A 20109-nucleotide genomic window follows, 5' to 3' on the forward strand; every position below is an offset into this window, starting at 1 on the left:
TTGCCGGCATATTGCCGTGGAAAAAGTGGCAAGGCAAATGGGTTTGGGCGTGAACGTTGATCGCAGGCCGGGAAAAGCATCGTTCATCCGTCAACGGAATTTGCTTGGAAAGGCTGAAGTCCGCTCATTTCCCGTGGGTCCGAGGATTCGGCGCTCCGTCGCTACGCCCGGTTTCCGACCAGACCAGGCCATGCCAAATCGAATTCAGCGGATGAATTTCTTCATCATAAGGTACTGGTCGTACGTGATATCCCCGATGCGGATGGCACCAGGATCGGTGCCGTAGACTTCGAACCCGTTCCGCTTGTAGGTCTTGATTGCAGCGGTTGCTGTTAACAAGACGGCAAGATGTACCTGTTCGACACGTGCCTCGGCATGGGCAAGAATCTCTTTGATGAGCCGATCTCCGACACCTTTCCCTTGATCGTTTTCTCTTACATAGACCGTGAAGATTTGACCCCGGTGCTGCGATCTCTTGTAGGGTGAGACATAGAGGCCCGCGACGCCGATCAAGCTCCCGGATTCAAACGCGCCAAGAATAGTGCCGCTGAGCCAATGGCGATAAGCCATCAACATCGCTTCACCCCCTTCGTCCTCTTCAGGAGAACCAAACGTTTGAGGGTACTTCTGAAGCGCCTCCGCGCGAATTTCGCGAAAGAGATCCAGATCATCGACAGTCAATCGCCGGACTTCTACGTCCGCCTGAGCAATAGCAACATGTGACGTCATGATCGCCACCTTTCTATTGTAGTGGCGCGGGATCGCATAAGCAGAGATTTATGGTCAGTCACATCACACCACGGCCCCACAGGCCCGTCGTGCCATCTCTAAGCCTGTCTATTGCGCGTTCTGGCGTGAGGTAGTCGATCTCGCCACGTGTCAAGCCGATATCCATCAATTCCCTGTCACTCAGGTCCTGCAAGGAGACGCGCGGGCTCTGACGCCGATCCCGAAATGCAAGCCAATATCGCTTGAGCAGGCTCAAGACGGTGGAGAGGTCGAGGCGAAGCCGCGCAGCATCACCCCCCGTCTCGGAGGTGATGTTAGTCTGTTGCGGTGGCATGGGACGCTCCTGCTGTTGTGCCGGCAGGGAGCGTGGCCAAACAAAAGGCCCCGTCCGATGCCGGCGGGGCCTGGTGGAAAGATGTCGTCGTCGAATTCCTAGCGCGCGACTCCTCCCACGGCCCAGCCGAAGCGGGTCACGTGCATCGAGTTGATGTTGCGCACTGATTTGATCATGAGGCGACCGTACCACAGCAATCGTGCAAAATCAAGGGATGTGCGGAGGTCACTTACACCCTGGAGGCGAGTGCTACGCTCCGGCGCCTAGCCGCGCACCAGCGCGATCAGCCAGCGGCGGCCGAACAGAACGAGGATCGCGAGCGCATAGACGATCGTGCCCCCGACGGCCAGCAGGACCAGAGCCAATTCGTCCCGGAAGGCGTGCACGGAGGCAAGAGCGGCCGGGCTGAAGCGCGCGATCAGCCAGAAGGCTGCGGCGAGGATCAATCCGGTCAGCAGGAACTTCGCGAGCGACAGCAGCCAGGCGCGGTCCGGCACGAGAAAACCTCGCCGCACGGCGAAGAACAGCACCAGCAAGAGATTGGTCCAGACGCCGACGGCGGTCGCCAGCGCGAGGCCGATCTGGGCCAGCGATCCCATCAGGGCCACCTTCAACGCAACATTGACGGCGATGCCGGTCAGAGAGGCGCGCACCGGCGTTGCGGTGTCCTTGCGGGCATAGAAGGTCGCGACCGCGCTGCGGATCAGCACGAAGGGGATCAAGCCGATGGCATAGGCGGCGAGCGTGGCGCCGGCGGCGGCGGCATCCGCCTTGGAGAACGCGCCGCGGGTGAACAGTGCGCGCATGATCGCATCGGGCACGGTGATGAAGGCCGCGACGAACGGGATCGAGAACAGCAGCGTGAAGTCGAACGCGCGGCGTTGCGCCTTCATCGCGCCGTCATGGTCGTTCGCGGTGATGCGCCGCGACATCTCCGGCAGCAGCACCGTGCCGATGGCGATGCCGATGACGCCGATCGGGAGCTGGTTGAGGCGGTCGGCATAATACAGCGCCGACAGCGCGCCCGCGGGCAGGAAGGTCGCGATGATGGTGTCGGCAAACAGCGCGACCTGCGTGCCCATCGAGCCCAGCGTCGCCGGCCCCAGCGCCTTGAAGAAGCCGCGAACGTCTTCGTCGAGCTTCAAGGGCGCAAAGCGCGGCAGGCCGCCATGGCGGGCGAGATCGCCGGCGAGCAGGAAATATTGCAGGAAGCCCGAGATCAGGACGCCCCAGGCCGCGGCGTGGCCCGCGGTCGGAAACCAGACGGCAACTGCCAGCGTCATCATCATCGCGACGTTGAGGAAGATCGACGCGGCCGCGGCGCTGGCAAAGCGCTGCATCACGTTGAGCATGCCGCCATAGAGCGTCACCAGCGTGATCAGCAGCAGATAGGGAAAGGTGATCCGGGTCAGCTCGATCGCGAGCTTGCGCTGCTCGGCATCTTCACTGAAGCCGGGCGCAAGCAAGCTCATGGCCTGCGGCATGAACAGCCAGGCGGCGATCAGCAGCACCACCTGCGAGGCCAGGAGCAGCGTGAAGATGCGGTCGGCGAACAGTTTTGCCGCCCCCTCCCCGCGTTCGCCATGGACATGGGCGTAGGCCGGCACCCAGGCGGCGTTGAACGCGCCCTCGGCGAAGATCGCGCGGAAATGGTTGGGCAACCGCAGCGCCACGAAAAAGGCATCGGCCACCGGGCCGGCGCCGAGGATCGCCGCGAGCATGATGTCGCGGGCAAACCCCGTCAGCCGCGAAAGCAGCGTGTAACCACCGACCGTGAAGATGCGTCCGAGCATGCGTCTGTTTTAGAGCATGGCGAGATCAGGTCTAGGTGCAAACCGCGAGGACGGTCTGCTCCCTCCCCCGCTCGCGGGGGAGGGTTGGGGAGAGGGTGTCTCAACAAGAAAGACTCCCCCAGAGGAGAGAACCCTCACCCGGCGCTTCGCGCCGACCTCTCCCGCGAGCGGGAGAGGTGAACCAAGATCAACCCGCAATCGCCCCGCGCACGGCGGCGATGATTCGCTCCTGATCGGCTTCGGTCAGGTAGGCGTGCATCGGCAGGCTGATGACGTCCTGCGACAGGCTCTCGCAACCCGGCAACCCGCCCTCGGCGACCGGATACTGCTTGTAGGCGGTCTGCTGATGCATCGACTTGCCGTAATAGATCGCGGTCGGCACGCCCTGGGCCTTCAGCGCCGCGGCAAAGCCGTCACGGTCGGTCCCCTCGGGCAGGCGGATGGTGTACTGCGCCCAGACCGAGGTGTTACCGGGGCTAAGGCGCGGCACGGTGACCACGTTGCTGAGCCCGCGCTCATAGCGTTCGGCAACCCGGTTGCGGGCAGCGATCTCGTCGTCAAAAATCTTCAGCTTCTCGATCAGGACCGCAGCCTGCATGGTGTCGAGCCGGCCGGTGAGGCCAAGACGGACGTTGTCGTATTTGTCGACGCCCTGCCCGTGCACGCGGATGCTGCGCAGCGTCGCCGCGAGTTCGTCGTCATCGGTGAAGATCGCGCCGCCATCGCCAAAGCAGCCGAGCGGTTTTGCCGGGAAGAAGCTGGTGGCGGTAGCAAGCGCCAGGGTGCCGAGCTTGCGGCCCTTGTAGCTCGCGCCAAACCCCTGGGCGGCGTCGTCGAGCACGAACAGGCCTTCGGCCTTTGCGATCTCGGCGATGGCGTCGTGATCGGCGGGCTGGCCGAACAGGTCGACCGGAATGACCGCTGCCGGCTTGAGGCCGGCCTTGCGGGCGGACGCGATGCCGCGCTTGAGCGATTCCGGGCTCATGTTGAAGGTCGCCTCGTCCACGTCGACATAGACCGGCGTCGCCCCGGTCCGCGCCACCGGCGAGGCGGTCGCGATGAAGGTGAAGGACGGACACAGCACGGCATCGCCGGGCCCGACATTCTTCGCCATCATCACCATCAGGATCGCGTCGGTGCCGCTGGCGCAGCCGATGACGTGCTTGGCGCCGCAATAGGCCGCGAGCTGCTTCTCGAGCTCGGCGACCTCAGGGCCGTTGACGAACTGGCAATGGTCGAGCACGCGCTTGACGGCCGCATCGAGCGAGGCGCCGAGCCGGCGGCGCTGCGAGCCGACGTCGATGAAGGGAATGGGTTCGGACCGCAGATGCTGGTTCATGGCGCCTTGCTGATTGTCTTGCGAAGTTTGGGAAGCCGACATGGATGGAGATCAGCCGGCGACGCGGCGCGGACCCTTGCGGGCGGGCGACGTCGCGGCGGGACGCGACGGCGTCTCCAGGCACTGCGTGGCGATCTCGAGGCTGGCAACGCCCTCATCGCCCGTGACCGCCGGCGTCTCGCCGTGGCGTACGGCCTTGAGGAACGCGATCAGCTCGGCGCGCAGCGGCTCGTCATGGCCGACAGGCAGATGCCGCATCGAGTAGCTGCCGTCGGGCTTGAAGCCGAAGCACTCGGTGACCTGGCGCGTCAACAGATCGCCCATCACGTATTTGCCGCGGGTCGCGACCGTGACGCTGCGTGCCTTGAACGGCGTCAGCCAGTTGGTGTTGATGTGGGCGAGCACGCCGTTGGCGGTGCGGAACTGGAGCAGCGCGATATCCTCGCGCTCGGCGACCGCGCTCGACAATTGCGGCTGCACCTCGACGATGTCGGATTCGGTGAACCAGCGGATCAGGTCGATGTCATGCACGGCGAGGTCGATGACGACGCCGACATTGGACATGCGCGGCGGGAATGGACCGACGCGGGTGATCGCGATCGAGAGGATGTCCTCGCCCGCGATCGCCTGCTTGACCGCGGCGACCGCCGGATTGAAGCGCTCGACATGGCCGACCATCAGCGTGACGCCAGCCTTTTGCGCGGCGGCGACGATCTCACGGCCTTCGGCGACCGTGGAGGCGATCGGCTTCTCGACCAGCACGTGGATGTTCTTGGCGATGCAGGCGAGCGCGACCTCGTGATGCAGATGGGTGGGCGCTGCGATGGTGACGGCATCGACGCCGGCGGCCAGGAGCTGGTCGAGCGTCTCGAAGCCCTGGCAGTTGGCAAGCTCGGTGGTGCGCGTCAGGTGCGTCGGCGAGGGATCGACCACGCCGACGAGGGTGACGCCGGGAAGACCCGCGAGCACGCGCGCATGGTTGCTGCCCATCACGCCCGCGCCGACGACACCGACACGCAAGCCTGCTTTGGCAGGTGCTGACCCTTTGGAACTCATCTGAGCAAACCCCGATTCAACCGCAAATCCCCGGGCCGCTTCTAGCACGGGCGCCACATTTGTGGCGAATGCAGAGCTTCCGGCCCGGACACGATTTGATTCAAAAAGTTACACGTTCCCCGGGCCTTAAGCCGCTGAAAGATACTGCTCTTTCGGCCCGGGTCGCGTGATTCGGAGCCTGCTGGTTACGACCTTTGATAGTCGTCTTCAATCCGGATGATGTCGTCTTCCCCGAGATAGCTGCCGGTCTGGACCTCGATGAGTTCCAGCATGATTTTACCGGGATTCTCCATCCGGTGCACCGCGCCCATCGGGATGTAGATCGACTCGTTCTCGTGCACCGTCTTCACGGTCTCGTTGACGGTGACCCGCGCCGCGCCGCGAACCACGATCCAGTGCTCGGCACGGTGATGGTGCTTCTGCAGCGACAGCCGCCCGCCGGGCTTGACCACGATGCGCTTGACCTGGTGACGCTCGCCATTGTCCACCGACTGGTAGCTGCCCCAGGGCCGGTGCACCTTGAGATGCTCCTCGGTGACCTTCGGCGCGACCGCCTTGAGCTTGGTCACCAGGCGCTTCAGGCCGTTGGCATCCTTCTGGCGCGAGACCAGGACCGCATCGGCGGTCGCGACCACGACGAGATCGTCGACGCCTTCGAGCGCGACCAGCGCGGAATCGGTGGTGACGTTGCAGTTGCGCGAATCCTCGAACACGGCGGCGCCGTGCGCGGCGTTGCCCTGCGCGTCCTTCTCCGACAATTCCCACACCGCGTGCCACGAGCCGACGTCGGACCAGCCGCAGGACACCGGCACGACGGCCGCGCGCGAGGTCTTCTCCATCACCGCGTAGTCGATCGAGATCGCCTTCGCCGAACCGAACGCCTCGGGCTCCAGCGTCACGAAGCCGAGATCGCGGCCGGCGTTGGTGACCGCATTGGAGACCGCCTCCACGCTCGCCGCATCGACCTTGCGGTATTCGTCGAGCAGGACGGTCGCCGGGAACATGAAGTTGCCGCTGTTCCACAGATAGCCCGAATTGACGTAGTCGGCCGCCTTCACCGCGTCCGGCTTCTCGACGAAGCGCGCAACTGCGTGCACCTCGCCGGAGATCACCTCGCCCAGGCTGATATAGCCGTATTCGGTCGCCGGCCGCTCCGGCTTGACGCCGAAGGTGACGATGCGCCCGGCGCTCGCGGCGGTGAGGCCTTCGCGGCAGGCCGCGACGAAGGCGGCCTTGTCCTGCACCACGTGGTCGGCGGCGAGCGCGAGCACGATCGCTTCACTGGCGCGGTTCTGCGCGAACACCGCGCCCGCGGCGATCGCAGGACCGGAGTCGCGGCGCATCGGCTCGAGGATCACGTCGGCCTCGATGCCGATCTCGGCGAGCTGCTCCAGCACCATGAAGCGATAGGACGCATTGGTGATGACGATCGGACGATCGAACAGCGAGGCGTCCGAGACGCGCAGCAGCGTGTCCTGGAAGGTCGAGCGCGAACCGAACAGCGGCAGGAACTGCTTGGGGCGCACCTCGCGCGAGGCCGGCCACAGCCGCGTGCCGGCACCGCCGCACATGATCAGGGGGATAATGCGTTTGTCCATCGTCATCTCAAACCTTGAAGTAGTCCCGATACCAGGTGACAAAATTACGAACCCCGTGCTCGATCGGCGTTGACGGTGCAAAGCCGGTGTCGCGCATCAGGTCCTCGACATCCGCGAACGTTTCCAAAACGTCTCCCGGCTGCATCGGCAGCAATTCTTTGATCGCCGTCCGACCCAGCTCCTGCTCCAGAAGTCCGACGACATGCATCAGCTCCTCGGGGCGGTGGTTGCCGACATTGTAGACCTTAGACGGCGCATTTGCGGCAGCCGGGTCATCGGCGGGCACCCGATCGATCAGCTTGGACACGACACGGGTTACGTCGTCAATATAGGTGAAGTCGCGTCGCATCCTGCCATGGTTAAAGAGCCGGATCGGCGTCCCCGCCATGATCGCGTTCACGAACAGAAACATGGCCATATCGGGCCGTCCCCACGGGCCGTATATGGTAAAGAATCGCAAGGCCGTGACCGGCAGCCGGTAGAGATGGCTGTAGGACTGCGCCATCACTTCGTTGGCCTTCTTGGTCGCGGCGTAGAAGCTCACCGGATGATCGGTCCGGTCCTGCACGGCAAATGGCAGTTTTGTGTTGGCGCCGTAAACGGAGGATGACGAGGCGTAGACCAGATGACGACAGCCGTTGTTGCGGCAGCCCTCCAGCACGTTGAGAAAGCCCTGGAGATTGGAATCGGCGTAAGCCTGCGGATGCTCGATCGAGTAGCGCACGCCGGCCTGGGCGGCCAGATGCACGACCTTGGCAAACGCGTGTTGTCCAAACAACGCCGCAATGGTCTCGCGGTCGGCCAGATCGGCCTTGACGAACGAGAAGCGGGAATCGCTACGCAACAGCTCGAGCCGCGCCTGCTTCAGCGCCGGGTCGTAATAGCTGTTGAGATTGTCGAGCCCGATCACGGGCCGACCTTCGGCGAGCAGCTGCCGGGCGACGTGAAAGCCGATGAAGCCGGCGGCACCCGTGACCAAAATCGCCTGATCCATCATCCTGTTCCCAAGGGATCCCTAGCTCGATCACCTGCGGCGCTTCTTTAGCCGCCGCATCGAGGGGGTCGCAATAGCCCCGCCGCCCGCCATGACGGGTCGCGATAACCGCTCATGATAACCGCTATTGCAAGATCGGCGCCAAGACCATACCAAAGCGGCCTAATTCGGCGCCTCGCGTCGGGTTGCCTCAAATCTTCGCAAACCCTGTTCATGCGGGCGAGATGCGCCGAATCCTGCTGTCGACGGCCAAGATCCTGATTTCCGCGGCGCTGCTCTACCTGGCACTGCGCAAGGTCGATCTGTCCGAACTTTTGTCGCGCTTCACCGTAACCAGCCTGTTCTGGATCGGCATCGCGATCGCCGTCACGTTCCTGCAAATCTTCGTCGGCGTGCTGCGCTGGCGCCAGATCAGCGCCGAATGCGGCGCGCCGCTCGAGCTCGGCCGGGCCATGCGCTACAACGTGATCGGATCCTTCTTCAACCAGACCCTGCCTTCCGCGATCGGCGGCGATGCGGTCCGGCTGTGGCTGGTCGCGCGCGCCGGCGCCGGATGGCGTGCGGCCACCTACTCCATCTTCGTCGATCGCGCGATCGGCCTCGTCGCGCTCGCGATCCTCATCGTCGCGAGCCTGCCGTGGAGCTATACCCTCATCACCGATCCGCACGGACGCTCGGCCCTGCTGCTCGTCGACCTTGCCGCGCTCGCGGGTGGCCTCGGCTTCCTGGTCTTCGGCGCGCTGAAGTGGAAATGGCTGAAGACGTGGTGGGCCACCCATCACATCCACGCCTGCGCGGTGATCGCGAACCGCGTGATCTTCAGCCGCAGGCGCGGGCCGATCGTTGCGATCCTGTCGCTGACCGTGCATGGGCTCGCCGCCGTCGTCGCCTGGTGCGTCGTGCAGTCGATCGCCGCTCCGGTCCGCTTCAGCGACGTCTTCCTGCTCGTGCCGCCGGTGATGCTGATCACGATGATGCCGATCTCGATCGCCGGCTGGGGCCTGCGTGAAGCCACGATGGGCCTGGCGTTCGGCTTCGCGGGACTTGCCGCAAGCGAGGGCGTCAACGTTTCGCTGCTGTTCGGTGCCGTGTATTTCATCGTCGGCGCGATCGGCGGCCTGGTCTGGATCCTCAGCGCGGAGAAGGCCGCGCAAGGGTTGGCTCCGATCGGAGTGCCGGAGTGAACCCCGCCGCCGACGCGCTCGCCGCCGTCCCCTCGCTGCTTGCCGTTGCGATCGCCGCGCTGGTGTCGGCCATCATCATCTGGACCAGCCGTCCCCTGCTCCAGCGCTACGCACTGGCACGGCCCAACGCGCGGTCCTCGCATCGCGTTCCGACCCCGCAGGGCGCGGGCATCGCGGTGATTGCCGCGACGTTGCTGGTCGCATCGGCCTGGGCGGCCTGGGTAAACGTCGCGATCCCGCCGTCACTGATCGCTGCGACGGTCCTGATCGCCCTGGTGGGATTTGCCGACGACATCGTCTCGCTGCCGGTGCTGGTTCGGCTCCTGCTGCAAGCCGCCGCCGTCGGAGCCGTCGTGTTCACCGCGCCCGAAACGGCGCGCATCGTCCCGGCGCTGCCGCTCGCGCTGGAGCGCGGCCTCCTCCTGCTCGCCGGAATCTGGTTCGTGAACCTCGTCAATTTCATGGACGGGCTCGACCTGATGACGGTCGTGGAAGTGGTGCCGATCACCGCGGCGCTGCTGCTGCTGGGATGGCTCGGCGACCTGTCCTGGCCGGCCGCCCTGCTCGCCACCACCCTGTGCGGCGCCACGCTCGGCTTTGCGCCGTTCAATCGTCCCGTCGCCAAGGTGTTTCTCGGCGATGTCGGTAGCCTGCCGATCGGCCTTCTGCTCGGCTGGTGCCTGCTGGAGCTCGCCTGGCACGGGCAGCCAGCCGCGGCGCTGCTGCTGCCGGCCTATTACCTCGCGGATGCCACCATCACGCTGTTTCGCCGCATCGTCCGCCGCGAACAATTCTGGTCGGCGCACCGCTCGCACTTTTACCAGCGCGCGACCGACCATGGCTTCAAGGTCCGGCGGGTGGTCGGCGAGGTGTTCGCGCTCAATCTCGTGCTGGCACTGCTGGCGATCCTCACCGTTCGCGCCGGTTCGATCACGGTCACGATCGCCTGCCTGCTCGCAGGCGCGATCGCCATCGGCTTCGTCCTGCGGCGCTTCTCCCACCCTCAGGCGTCCTGAGCCGACAGCGCGAGCTGCAAGCCCCCGTCGAGGGAGACCTGCGGCTCCCAGCCGGACAAGTTCTGCACGGCCGGGAAGGCGCGGTGATTGCGAATCGCGGCAAAGGGCAGCCGCAGTTCCAGGCTCACCGCGCGCGTTAGCAGCGCGAAATTGCCCTTGGCGTCTGCGCCATAGATCAGCGGCGGCCTGATTCCCGAGATCTCATGTCGTTGGCGCGCTAGCGTCCTCAAGCCCGCCTCGGCCGTGGCCTTGGACATGCCGTAGAGGCCGCGCGGCGTCACAATGTCTTCTCGCTGAATGGGGTGCAGCCGTCATTGCTACGGCCGTGCACGAGCACCGTGCTGATGAAGATGAACTGGCGGACGCCGGCCATCGCCGCGCAGCGAGTCGGGTGCAGCGTGCCGGCAATGTTGATGTTGCGGATAGAGCTGGACCGAGTGCTTCTCCCGCTTGTGATGCACGTGCGCGGCGACTGCGTCGACGCCTTCGAGTGCGGTCTGCCAATGGGTTTCAGGACCGGTCGATTTGATCACGACCTCGTCGACGCTCCCCTTCCGGGCTGAGCACGGCACGGCGGACCGACCAGCCCTCGTGCGCTAGAGTCGCGGTTGTGCTAAGGTAAGGCGGCAACAATGCTGCCAACTATATGGTCAGGCAGCGGTGGACCCGAATTCCGGAACTGCATCCTTCAGGATGGTCCTGATGGTGGCGCGATCGTCGCGCGCGATCGCCTGCTCGAGCGCCGCAATCCACTTACGCAGCGTCTGCATCGGCGGCTCGTTCGGCTGCGCGGCCATGATGCCGGCGACGCCGATCTCGCGGGTCGGCTCCTCGGAGGCGAACAGGATCTCGTGCAGGCGCTCGCCGGGCCGCATGCCCGTGAATACGATCTCGATGTCGTAGCCGGGTTGGAGGCCGGAGAGACGGATCATGCGCTCGGCGAGATCGACGATCTTCACCGGCTGACCCATGTTGAGCACGTAGACCGAGACGTCCGAACGCTGCGTTCCGAACGCGTGCGCCGCCGCCGTAATGACGAGATCGCAGGCCTCGCGGATGGTCATGAAGTAGCGGACCATGTCGGGATGCGTCACCGTCACGGGGCCGCCGGCCTCGATCTGGGCCTTGAACTTCGGCACCACTGACCCGTTCGACGCGAGCACATTGCCGAACCGGACCGAGATAAGCCGCATCGGCGGCTTGGCGCCGCCGCTGCCTGCGGCGAGATCATGGTCGAGCGCCTGGCAGTACATCTCGGCGAAGCGCTTGGTCAGGCCGAGCATCGACACCGGCTCGATCGCCTTGTCGGTCGAGATCATCACCATGGCTTCGGCGCCGGCGTTGTGCGCGGCGTCGGCAACGTTGATCGAGCCGAAGATGTTGGTCTTGACGCCCTCGCTCCAGTCGCGCTCCAGGATCGGCACGTGCTTGAGCGCTGCGGCGTGAAACACGATGTCCGGCTTGAACTCGGCCATCAGGCGCATGATGCGCTCGCGGTCGCGGATGTCGGCTATGCGCCCTTCGATCGCGGCAGCCGAGCCCTGCACGGCCAGCGCCTCCGTCACCGCGTAGAGCGCCGGCTCGGAATTTTCAACGATCAGGAGGCGCGCGGCGCCGAACGCGACGACGCGCTCGCAGATCTCGGAACCGATCGACCCGCCGCCGCCGGTGACGATCACTGCCTTGCCCCTGATCAGGGCTTCGAGCCGCGCATAGTCGATTGTCTCGCTCGGCCGCAGCAGCAGGTCCTCGACCGCGACGGCGGTGAGGCGCGGCGTATCGCCGCTCTCCAGCGACGGCATGCGGTTGACGATCACCCCTAACTTGCGCGCCCGCATCAGGATCGATTCCGGGTGCGCCTCCGGCTCGAACGCCGACGGCATCATGACGAGGCGCGCAATTGCCTTGTTGCGCTTGGCAAAGTCGCCGATGACGTCCTCGATATCATCGATGCCGCCCAGCACCGGAACGTTGCGGATGAGCTGCCCGCGATCCGAGCTTGACGGCGACAGCATGCCGACCGGCCAGATCCGCTTGATCGCTCCGCTCTCGATGCCGCGGAGCAGCACCTCGGCATCCGCAGCGCGGCCGATCAGCAGCGTCGGCGCGGTATCCTGGGTCCTCGCGTGGCGCCGCACCCGCGTATAGCGGAAGTAGCGGTAAGTCACGCGCAACGCGCTGAGGAAGGAGACCTCAAGGAACCAGTAGAGGACGATCGTCACCTTGCCGAGGAAGAAGGCACCGCGCACATTGGGGGCGACGAAGATGTAGTCGAGCACCAGGAGGGCAACCGTCAGCACGCTCGCGACGCGGATGATGTTCAGCGCGTCGGGCAGCGAGATGAAGCGCCATTTCGTCGTGGTCAGGTTGAAGACGAAGAAGACGACCACGCTGAAGGCGAGGAAGTAGGGCAGGATCTGGAGCAGCAGCGGCAGGCGGTCGTAGAAGCCATCGCCGCCCTCGAAGCGCAGGTAGAATGCTGCGAACAGCGCCGCGGTGGTCGCCAGCAGGTCGTGGAGCGCGATCAGGAAATTGCGCAAGGTGAGATGCGAAAGACGCGTCATCCGCCGACCGATGAATATCCCGTTAGGTGCAACCTGACCGCGCTGATAGCTCATCTCGACAAGACTTGCCAGCCGCCCGGGCCGTTCAGGAACCAGCTTCTCCTACATTTGCGGCTGGCGGTTGAGCCCGGATCACCATGCCGGCGGCGACCCCGACGCCGATGACGTACATCCAGCCCTCGTGGAAGTCGAACAGATGGGAGTTGAACAGCGAGGTGAAGATATTCTGCACGACGACGAGAAGGCCGACCCAGCTGGCAAGCCCGTCGCCACGAAACAGGAGAAGATGGAGGATCCAGATCGCGTAGAGGACGACGACGCCGATGACACCCCATTGCACGGCGACGTTCAGCGTCTGGTTGTGCGGATTGCCGATCACCTCTGCGGAAGCCAGGTACTGTCCGCTGGGTGTCGCGGCGCGCTCGAACAATCCGCGCGTTGAACCCGTGCCGTGTCCCACGATCGGCGCCTCAACGAAGAAGCCGAGAGATTTGCGCCAGAACTCGAGCCGCAAGCCCGCCGAGGTCGGCTCGCCCTTCTCAACATAGCGCGTGTACTCGTCGGCAAACCTGTCGGCGGTCTTGCGCAATTGCGGCGAGGCCTGCCAGGCGAGAACGGCGCTGGCGAGCAGGATGGCGGGGATGATCGCGATGCCGCGCCCCTTCAGGTGAAGCAGCGCGAATACGCCGACCATGATCGGAACGGTGACGAGCGCGGTGCGCGACACCACCACGAAGGCCATGTTGACGAAGAAGCTCAGCGCCAGCGCCGCGAGCAGCCCGGCGAACCAGTAGCGCTTCTGGCGCAGCAGCATCACGATCGGATAGGCAAGCGCCACCGCGCAAAGCGTGAATTCCTGGCTCTGGTCGATGTAGTTCTTGACGAAGATGCCGCGCTCCATGGGGTCGGTCTTTAGCGCGAGGCTCGGGTAGAAAACGACCAGCCACGACATCACCGACAACAACCCGCAAGACACCAGGAAAGCGATGAACACCCATTGTCCGCGCCGCGAGCGCTCGAAATGATAGAGCAGGACCGGAAGCACGAGCAGCTTGACGGTCGGATTGACAGCATAGAAACGCGCGCCCCAGGCCGCGTCCGACCACAGCGTTCCCACCAGCGCGAGCAGAACCAGCGCGATCGGCGCAACGCAGATCGGACGCTTGAGCGATTGCACGAACGCACGGACGTCGAGGAACGGCACCATGCACAGCAGCATCAGGGCGTTGAAGATGCCCGCAAGCGACGTCGACCAGGGCAGCGAGGCCGCGGTGAGGATGGCGAACAGATCGACGGTCTCGCTCCAGGCCGCCGGGCTGCGCAGGCGCCGCCACAGCATCTGGCTCGCCGTCTCGCGGGCAAGTGCCGTCACTTCGTCCCTCCCCGGGCGCGATGCACCAGCGCCGTGGTGCTGAAACCCTGGAGGATGTCGACCAGCACGACCACCCCGCCGGCGGCCTCGACGACCTCATGGCCGACCACCTGCTCGCGGGTGTAGTCGCCGCCCTTCACCAGCGCAGCGGGCTTGATCCGGGTGATCAGGTCGATCGGCGTGTCCTCCTCGAAGATGACGACGAGATCGACCGCTTCGAGCGCGGCCAGCACCTCGGCACGGGCGCGCTCGTCCTGGACCGGACGGTCGGCGCCCTTCAGCCGCTGCACCGAGGCGTCGCTGTTGAGGCCCACGACCAGGCGGTCGCAGGCGCCGCGCGCCGCGGTCAGCACCTTGACGTGGCCGGGATGCAGGATGTCGAAGCAGCCATTGGTGAAACCGACCCGCAAGCCCTGCGTGCGCCATTCCGCGAGCTGCGCGTCGAGCGCCGCCGGCTCGAGCACGATCTTCTCCTCGGCCGCGAGATAGGCGTGCGGCAGGATCTTTCGCCGCAGCTCGGCTGTGCTCACAATGGCGGTGCCCAGCTTGCTGACGGCGACGGAAGCGGCGGCATTGGCCACGCGCAGCGCCGTGTCCCAGTCCGCGCCCGCCGCGAGCGAGACCGCGAGCGCGGCGGCGACGGTGTCACCGGCGCCGGAGACGTCGCGCACCTTCACCGGGACGGCCGGAACGTGAACGGCCACGCCGTTGCGCGGCACCAGCGTCATGCCGTGCTCGCCTTGCGTGACCAGAATCGCCTCGCAATCGGCGAGCCGCATCACGTCCTCGCTGGCATCGACGATGCTCTGCGGCGTGTCGGCGCGGCTGCGGGTGGCCTCGGCAAACTCCTTGCGATTGGGCGTGAGCAGCGTCGCGCCGCGATAGATCGCCCAGTTCAGGCTCTTGGGATCGACGATCACCGGCTTGCCGAGCTTTCGTGCGGCGTCGATGGTGTGGCGGATCACCCGCGCCGTCAGCACACCCTTGGCGTAGTCGGACAGCAGCACGATGTCGGCGCGCGCGATCTGCGGCAGGATCGCCTCGATCAGCTTCGCCTCGACCTCGTCGGAAGCAGGCTGCGCCTGCTCCCAATCCGCGCGCAGCATGTGGGTGGAGAAATGCTCGGAGACGAAGCGGACCTTTCGCGTGGTCGGCCGCGACGGATCGCACACCAGCACGCTTTCGATGGCAGCCTGGTCGGCAAGCGCGGCCGCGAGCCGCTTGCCCGCATCGTCCTCGCCGACGAGGCCGACGAAGATGCAGCGCGCACCGAGCGAGGCGACATTGCGCGCGACGTTGCCGGCGCCGCCGATATGGATCTCGCTGCGCTGGGCAACGATGACCGGCGTCGGCGCTTCCGGCGAGATCCGCGACACCTCGCCATAGACGAACTCGTCCAGCATGATGTCGCCGATGCAGAGCACCATGCGGCCTGAGATCGTTTGCGCGAGGGCGTCGAAATCGAGAATGGGCGTCGGCATGATCCTGGAGCCTCAGCGGAAGCGGTCGGGCCGGTCGAGATAATCCCCGACATAGGCCTTCACCGCTTCCTCGAGCGTCGTGAAGCCGCCGTTATAGCCGGCGCGGCAGAGGCGATCGACCTCGCTCTGGGTGAAGTATTGATAGCTGTTGCGGATCTGTTCGGGCATGTCGATATATTCGATGTTGGGCCTCGCCCCGAGCGCCGCATAGGCAGCCAGCATCAGATCCTTGAAGCTGCGCGCCTTGCCGGTGCCGACGTTGAACAGCCCGGACACCGAGGGCGTTGCCAGCAGCCACATGATGACGCGCACGACGTCGTCGACATAGATGAAATCGCGGCGTTGGTCGCCGTCGGCAATGCCTTCGCGATGCGACTTGAACAATTGCACGACGCGGCCCGCCTTGACGTCGTCGAAGCGCCGCGCCAGCACGCTCATCATCGAGCCCTTGTGGTACTCGTTGGGGCCGAACACGTTGAAGAATTTCAAGCCCACACACTGCGGCGGCAGCTTCTCGCCGCGCGCGACCCGTTCGGCCACGGCGAGATCGAACATATGCTTGCTCCAGCCGTAGAGGTTCATCGGCCGCAGTTTTTTCAGCGCAGGGACCGAGGCGTCGTCGTCAAAGCCTGCCTCGCCGTCGCCATAGGTCGCCGCCGAGGAGGCGTAGATCAGCGGCACCGCATTCGCCGTGCACCAGTCGAGCAGGCGCATGGAGAGGCGAAAATTGGTCTCGAACACGAGATCGCCGTCGGTCGCGGTGGTCGCGGAAATCGCCCCGAGATGGATCACGGCGTCGAGCCTGCGGCCGTTCAGCCAGTCGGGCAGCTCGGCCGGGGGGACGATATCCACAAGCTGGCGCTTGGCGAGATTGCGCCACTTGCCGTCGGTGCCGAGGAAATCACACACGGCGACGTCACTGCGGCCGGCGTCGTTCAACGCAGCCACGACATTCGACCCGATAAAACCGGCTCCGCCGGTCACCAGCAACATTCCAACTACCCTGCCCGATGTTTGCGGCCCGATCCCTGCCGTAGCGCATCATTTGCCAAAGTGTAAGCATTTTGGGACCAGCGCTCTCCCGGCTTTACCTGTCGGCCGGGAGCGGCTAACCGAACCGCCACATCAGCTCGCCTTCGGTCCTTTTAACGAATGAACAGAGATTCGCAACTTAGTGGAAGCGCAGATCGGAGCGACACCCGCCCGATCCTGATCGTTCCCTACATGTGGATCGGCGATTTCGTCCGAAATCACACCGTGGTGCGGGTTCTGAAAGAGCGCTGGCCGAACCGGCCGGTCGATCTCCTGACCACATCCCTGTGCGCGCCGCTGGTCGACTACATGCCCGGCGTGCGCGCTGGAATCGTCTGGGACCTGCCGCGCAGCCGGCTCGCCGTTGGCCGCCAGTTCGGCCTGGCAAAGCTCCTGCGCGAGCGGAACTACGGCACGGCCCTGGTGCTGCCCCGGACCTGGAAGGCGGCCATCGCGCCCGCGCTGGCCGGCATCCCCGAGCGGGTCGGCTTCGTCGGTGAGTTCCGGTTCGGTCTCCTCAACCGCTGGCGCTGGGGCGAAAAAAAGCTGCCCCGCTTCATCGACAAGAACGCCGCCCTGGCCCAGCCCGACGGCGCGCCCCTGCCCCCGGAATGGCCGGTGCCGCAATTGCGGGTCCCGGCTGAGGACATCGTCCGTTGGCGGCAGGCCAATGGTCTCAGCGCCGGGGCAGCCGTGGCGCTTGCCCCTGGCTCGGTCGGCGTCTCAAAGCGCTGGACCTACTATCCGGAGGCCGCCCGCTTGCTGGTCGAGCGCGGGCTGGAGGTCTGGGTGGTCGGCGGCCCCGCGGAAAAGGGCCTCGCCCAGGAGATCGTCGCGGCCGGCGGCCCGGGGGTCCGCGACCTCACCGGCACCGATTTGCGCAACGGCGTGCTGGCCATGGCCGCGGCGGGCGTTTCCATCTCCAACGATTCCGGCCTGATGCACATCGCGGCCGCGCTCGGCACGCCCACCATGGGCATCTTCGGCCCGACCAGCCCCTACCTCTGGGCCCCCCTCAACGGCCTTGCCGCGACCGTGGTCCAGGACAAGAGCGTCCTGTCGTGCCAGCCCTGCCAGAGCACCATCTGCAAGATGAACGACCACCGCTGCATGCGCGACATCGCGGCAAGCGAGGTGGTAGGGATTGCGCAGCGGGTGCTGAGGGAGGCGGGCGCGCGCGTTACGACTTGAGGCCATTCGGGCTGCGCCGATGATGACATCCTGCCAGTGTCTTGCCCGACGAGTCAAATTGGCTTCGTAAAATCCGCAGCGCGGCGACCCCGCCGCCAAGCCATTGATTCTGCTGGCACCGACTCGTGCATGGGGTTGTTTTCGCGGTTTTTGTTTGGGACGCGACAGCGGCGGCTCAGAGCAGCGGCCGATAGACCTCGCCGATCCGCGCCGCTTCGGCATCGAGACTGAACTTTGCGAGCACCCGAGCCCGTCCGCGCTCGCCCATCGCAGTGGCCGCCGTGACGTCCTGCATCAGCGGCTCGAGCGCCGCCACGAGCGCGTCGGCATCCCCCGTCGGGATCAGCACTCCCGTCACGCCATCCTCCACCACGAGTTCGGCCGCACCGGCGCGCGCGGCGACCAGCGCGCTGCCGGCCGCCATCGCCTCGATCAGCGTCAGGCCAAAGCCTTCGTTGCGCGAGGTGAAGGCATAGATCGTCAGCCGCTGGTACCAGCGCTGCACCGCTTCGATCGGCAGCTCGCCGGTGATGACGATGCGCGACTGCAGGCCGGCGGCCTCGATGCGCTTCCTCAGTTCGTTCGCGAAGGGCGTCTGCTCGGGCGTGACCTGACCGACGATGACGGCGGTGAAGTCAGGATAGCGCGGCAGCAGCCGGCACATCGCATCGACGAACACGTCAGTGCCCTTCTGCGCGCGCACCCGGCCAAAGCAGCCGATCGCGTAGCGGCCCGGCAGCGCGGCTTCCGCGAAGGCAGCCGTGCGATCGGTCGGCGGCGCATAGACGTCGGTGTCGACGCCATGCGGGATCACGGTGGCCTTCACCTTCAGGAACGAGGCCGAGATGTCCGACGTCGCGATGATCGCGTCCATCCGGCGGATCAGCCATCGCGTGATCCAGCTGTGGTGCCGCTGCGCCGCCGAGGTGAAGACGAGTTTCAAGGGCCAGCCGAGCGCGCGCAGCACGACGCCGGCGATCATCTCGTTGTTGCGGCGCGCATGCCAGATCAGCGGCGTCTTGCGGCGCCATAGCTTGAGGAAATCGGCACCGCTCAGGCGCGCGATCCCCTCCGGCGCGTCGGAGCCGAACCACGCCGCGCGATATAGTTTCGCCAGCCGCGGCGCCACCATCCGGTTGGTCGCGGTGACCCCGGAATAGCGCCTGTGCAGATTTGGCACGATCACTTGCAGATCGTCCGGGGGATTCGCCACGTCACGCTCCGTTTAGCAGGCCCCCTATACGCAACATTAAGCATAGTGACCAGTTCAGCCGCGCCGAAACCCCCTCTTCACCGCGCAAACGCTAGCATCCCGCGTTGATCGAAGACGGGTGAGATCATGACTGTGCTAGTCACCGGCGGCGCCGGCTATATCGGAAGTCACACGGTCCTGGCGCTGGCGGAAGCCGGCGAGGACGTCGTCGTGATCGACGATCTCTCCACCGGTTTCTCCGCCTATCTGCCGGAGGGCGTGCCGCTGTTCATTGGCGACGCCGGCGACGAGAACCTGCTCGAAGGCGTGATCGCCCAGCACAACATCGAGAGCATCATCCATTTCGCCGGCTCGGTGGTCGTGCCGGATTCGATGCGCGATCCGCTCGGCTACTACCGCAACAACTTCATGACCGCGCGCAACCTGCTCAACGTCGCGGTCAAGCGCGGCATTGGCCGCTTCATCTTCTCCTCGACCGCCGCCGTCTACGGCGATCCGGACCAGGTGCCGGTGCCCGAGCACGCGCCGACGCGGCCGCTGTCGCCCTACGGCTCGTCCAAGCTGATGACCGAGATCATGCTGCACGACGTCGCCGCCGCCTACGGCATGCAGTACGTGACCTTGCGTTATTTCAACGTCGCGGGCGCCGATCCGCAGGCCCGCATCGGCCTTGCCACCGTCGGTGCCACGCATCTGCTCAAGATCGCAGTCGAGGCCGCGACCGGCCAGCGCGCCAAGATCGACGTGTTCGGCACCGACTATCCGACCCCGGACGGCAGCTGCATCCGCGACTTCATCCACGTCACGGACCTGTCGCAGGCGCACCGCTCGGCGCTGGCTTACCTGCGCAATGGCGGCGCCTCGACGACGCTTAATTGCGGCTATGGCCGCGGCTATTCGGTGCTGGAGACCATCGACGCGGTGCGCCGGGTTTCGGGCCGCAGCTTCGCCGTGCAATACGCTCCGCGCCGGCCCGGCGACATCATGACCATGGTCGCCGACACCAGCCGCATCCGCGGCCTGCTCGACTGGAAGCCGCAATATGACGACCTCGAGACCATCGCAGCCCATGCGCTGGCCTGGGAGGACAAGCTGTACCGCGAGCGCCACGGCGAGCTCCGCCACGCCGTCTCGGCCTAGATTCCATCCGGACGCAAGCCCTTAATTGGGCTTGAAAAACCCCGCTTTAGCGGGCACAGAGGCCCTTCGATCC

The 20109-nt window shown here is 65.5% G+C and carries 17 protein-coding genes; 4 read left to right on the top strand and 13 right to left on the bottom strand.

Annotated elements, in window-relative coordinates:
* Positions 1-204: 204 nt before the first annotated feature.
* The 7 genes from AAFG50_RS29430 to AAFG50_RS29460 form a co-directional block, all read right to left on the bottom strand.
* Complete coding sequence (locus tag AAFG50_RS29430) at positions 205-729, bottom strand: GNAT family N-acetyltransferase (RefSeq protein WP_063623018.1); 525 nt, start codon at positions 727-729, stop codon at positions 205-207.
* Between the two features lie 58 nt (positions 730-787).
* Positions 788-1063, bottom strand: coding sequence for a DUF1127 domain-containing protein (locus tag AAFG50_RS29435; RefSeq protein ID WP_028173225.1), 276 nt, complete (start codon positions 1061-1063; stop codon positions 788-790).
* Positions 1064-1326: 263 nt separating this feature from the next.
* A complete protein-coding gene (gene murJ / locus AAFG50_RS29440) occupies positions 1327-2856 on the bottom strand; it encodes a murein biosynthesis integral membrane protein MurJ (RefSeq protein WP_028173224.1) in 1530 nt (509 codons plus the stop codon).
* Between the two features lie 187 nt (positions 2857-3043).
* A complete protein-coding gene (locus AAFG50_RS29445) occupies positions 3044-4195 on the bottom strand; it encodes a DegT/DnrJ/EryC1/StrS family aminotransferase (protein ID WP_039185625.1) in 1152 nt (383 codons plus the stop codon).
* Positions 4196-4246: 51 nt separating this feature from the next.
* Positions 4247-5251, bottom strand: coding sequence for a Gfo/Idh/MocA family oxidoreductase (locus tag AAFG50_RS29450; RefSeq protein ID WP_028173222.1), 1005 nt, complete (start codon positions 5249-5251; stop codon positions 4247-4249).
* Between the two features lie 185 nt (positions 5252-5436).
* On the bottom strand, positions 5437-6849 hold the full coding sequence (locus AAFG50_RS29455; protein ID WP_028173221.1) for a mannose-1-phosphate guanylyltransferase/mannose-6-phosphate isomerase: 1413 nt from the start codon (positions 6847-6849) through the stop codon (positions 5437-5439).
* A 7-nt stretch (positions 6850-6856) separates the two neighbouring features.
* A complete protein-coding gene (locus tag AAFG50_RS29460; RefSeq protein WP_028173220.1) occupies positions 6857-7846 on the bottom strand; it encodes an SDR family NAD(P)-dependent oxidoreductase in 990 nt (329 codons plus the stop codon).
* A 221-nt stretch (positions 7847-8067) separates the two neighbouring features.
* On the opposite strand from AAFG50_RS29460, the gene AAFG50_RS29465 reads away from it, so the two are divergent.
* Both AAFG50_RS29465 and AAFG50_RS29470 read left to right on the top strand, forming a co-directional pair.
* Positions 8068-9027 carry a lysylphosphatidylglycerol synthase transmembrane domain-containing protein gene (locus tag AAFG50_RS29465; protein ID WP_028173219.1) on the top strand — a complete coding sequence of 320 codons (960 nt, stop codon included), beginning with the start codon at positions 8068-8070 and terminating at the stop codon, positions 9025-9027.
* Entirely contained in the window at positions 9024-10043 is a 1020-nt protein-coding gene (locus tag AAFG50_RS29470; RefSeq protein WP_028173218.1) for a glycosyltransferase family 4 protein, read from the top strand. The genes AAFG50_RS29465 and AAFG50_RS29470 overlap by 4 nt, the downstream gene beginning before the upstream one ends.
* Here AAFG50_RS29470 and AAFG50_RS29475 read toward each other — a convergent pair.
* From AAFG50_RS29475 to rfaD, 5 genes are all read right to left on the bottom strand, one after another.
* On the bottom strand, positions 10031-10324 hold the full coding sequence (locus AAFG50_RS29475) for a hypothetical protein (RefSeq protein WP_028173217.1): 294 nt from the start codon (positions 10322-10324) through the stop codon (positions 10031-10033). The two genes, AAFG50_RS29470 and AAFG50_RS29475, sit on opposite strands and share 13 nt — an antisense overlap.
* A gap of 369 nt (positions 10325-10693) precedes the next feature.
* On the bottom strand, positions 10694-12607 hold the full coding sequence (locus AAFG50_RS29480) for a nucleoside-diphosphate sugar epimerase/dehydratase (protein WP_028173216.1): 1914 nt from the start codon (positions 12605-12607) through the stop codon (positions 10694-10696).
* Between the two features lie 85 nt (positions 12608-12692).
* On the bottom strand, positions 12693-13979 hold the full coding sequence (locus AAFG50_RS29485) for an O-antigen ligase family protein (protein WP_028173215.1): 1287 nt from the start codon (positions 13977-13979) through the stop codon (positions 12693-12695).
* Positions 13976-15460, bottom strand: coding sequence for a D-glycero-beta-D-manno-heptose-7-phosphate kinase (gene rfaE1, locus AAFG50_RS29490; RefSeq protein WP_028173214.1), 1485 nt, complete (start codon positions 15458-15460; stop codon positions 13976-13978). Before rfaE1 ends, AAFG50_RS29485 begins: the two co-directional genes overlap by 4 nt.
* A 12-nt stretch (positions 15461-15472) precedes the next feature.
* Positions 15473-16453, bottom strand: a complete 981-nt coding sequence (rfaD, locus tag AAFG50_RS29495) for an ADP-glyceromanno-heptose 6-epimerase (protein ID WP_028173213.1) — start codon at positions 16451-16453, stop codon at positions 15473-15475.
* Between the two features lie 159 nt (positions 16454-16612).
* On the opposite strand from rfaD, the gene waaF reads away from it, so the two are divergent.
* Positions 16613-17683: a lipopolysaccharide heptosyltransferase II gene (waaF, locus tag AAFG50_RS29500; protein WP_028173212.1), complete on the top strand. Its 1071-nt coding sequence runs from the start codon at positions 16613-16615 to the stop codon at positions 17681-17683.
* Between the two features lie 175 nt (positions 17684-17858).
* Here waaF and AAFG50_RS29505 read toward each other — a convergent pair whose 3' ends face one another.
* Entirely contained in the window at positions 17859-18896 is a 1038-nt protein-coding gene (locus AAFG50_RS29505) for a glycosyltransferase family 4 protein (RefSeq protein ID WP_028173211.1), read from the bottom strand.
* A gap of 126 nt (positions 18897-19022) precedes the next feature.
* On the opposite strand from AAFG50_RS29505, the gene galE reads away from it, so the two are divergent.
* Positions 19023-20036 carry a UDP-glucose 4-epimerase GalE gene (gene galE / locus AAFG50_RS29510; RefSeq protein ID WP_028173210.1) on the top strand — a complete coding sequence of 338 codons (1014 nt, stop codon included), beginning with the start codon at positions 19023-19025 and terminating at the stop codon, positions 20034-20036.
* The last annotated feature ends 73 nt before the right edge of the window (positions 20037-20109 follow it).

The organism is Bradyrhizobium sp. B039, from assembly GCF_038965675.1.
Classification (GTDB): Bacteria; Pseudomonadota; Alphaproteobacteria; order Rhizobiales; family Xanthobacteraceae; genus Bradyrhizobium; species Bradyrhizobium diazoefficiens.

Coding starts and splice junctions, on each gene's coding strand:
- AAFG50_RS29450 (WP_028173222.1), bottom strand. CDS start 5,251: ATGAGTTCCAAAGGGTCAGCACCTGCCAAAGCAGGCTTGCGTGTCGGT.
- AAFG50_RS29455 (WP_028173221.1), bottom strand. CDS start 6,849: ATGGACAAACGCATTATCCCCCTGATCATGTGCGGCGGTGCCGGCACG.
- waaF (WP_028173212.1), top strand. CDS start 16,613: ATGAACAGAGATTCGCAACTTAGTGGAAGCGCAGATCGGAGCGACACC.
- galE (WP_028173210.1), top strand. CDS start 19,023: ATGACTGTGCTAGTCACCGGCGGCGCCGGCTATATCGGAAGTCACACG.
- AAFG50_RS29465 (WP_028173219.1), top strand. CDS start 8,068: ATGCGCCGAATCCTGCTGTCGACGGCCAAGATCCTGATTTCCGCGGCG.
- AAFG50_RS29435 (WP_028173225.1), bottom strand. CDS start 1,063: ATGCCACCGCAACAGACTAACATCACCTCCGAGACGGGGGGTGATGCT.
- AAFG50_RS29480 (WP_028173216.1), bottom strand. CDS start 12,607: ATGACGCGTCTTTCGCATCTCACCTTGCGCAATTTCCTGATCGCGCTC.
- AAFG50_RS29460 (WP_028173220.1), bottom strand. CDS start 7,846: ATGATGGATCAGGCGATTTTGGTCACGGGTGCCGCCGGCTTCATCGGC.
- AAFG50_RS29445 (WP_039185625.1), bottom strand. CDS start 4,195: ATGAACCAGCATCTGCGGTCCGAACCCATTCCCTTCATCGACGTCGGC.
- rfaE1 (WP_028173214.1), bottom strand. CDS start 15,460: ATGCCGACGCCCATTCTCGATTTCGACGCCCTCGCGCAAACGATCTCA.
- AAFG50_RS29430 (WP_063623018.1), bottom strand. CDS start 729: ATGACGTCACATGTTGCTATTGCTCAGGCGGACGTAGAAGTCCGGCGA.
- rfaD (WP_028173213.1), bottom strand. CDS start 16,453: ATGTTGCTGGTGACCGGCGGAGCCGGTTTTATCGGGTCGAATGTCGTG.
- murJ (WP_028173224.1), bottom strand. CDS start 2,856: ATGCTCGGACGCATCTTCACGGTCGGTGGTTACACGCTGCTTTCGCGG.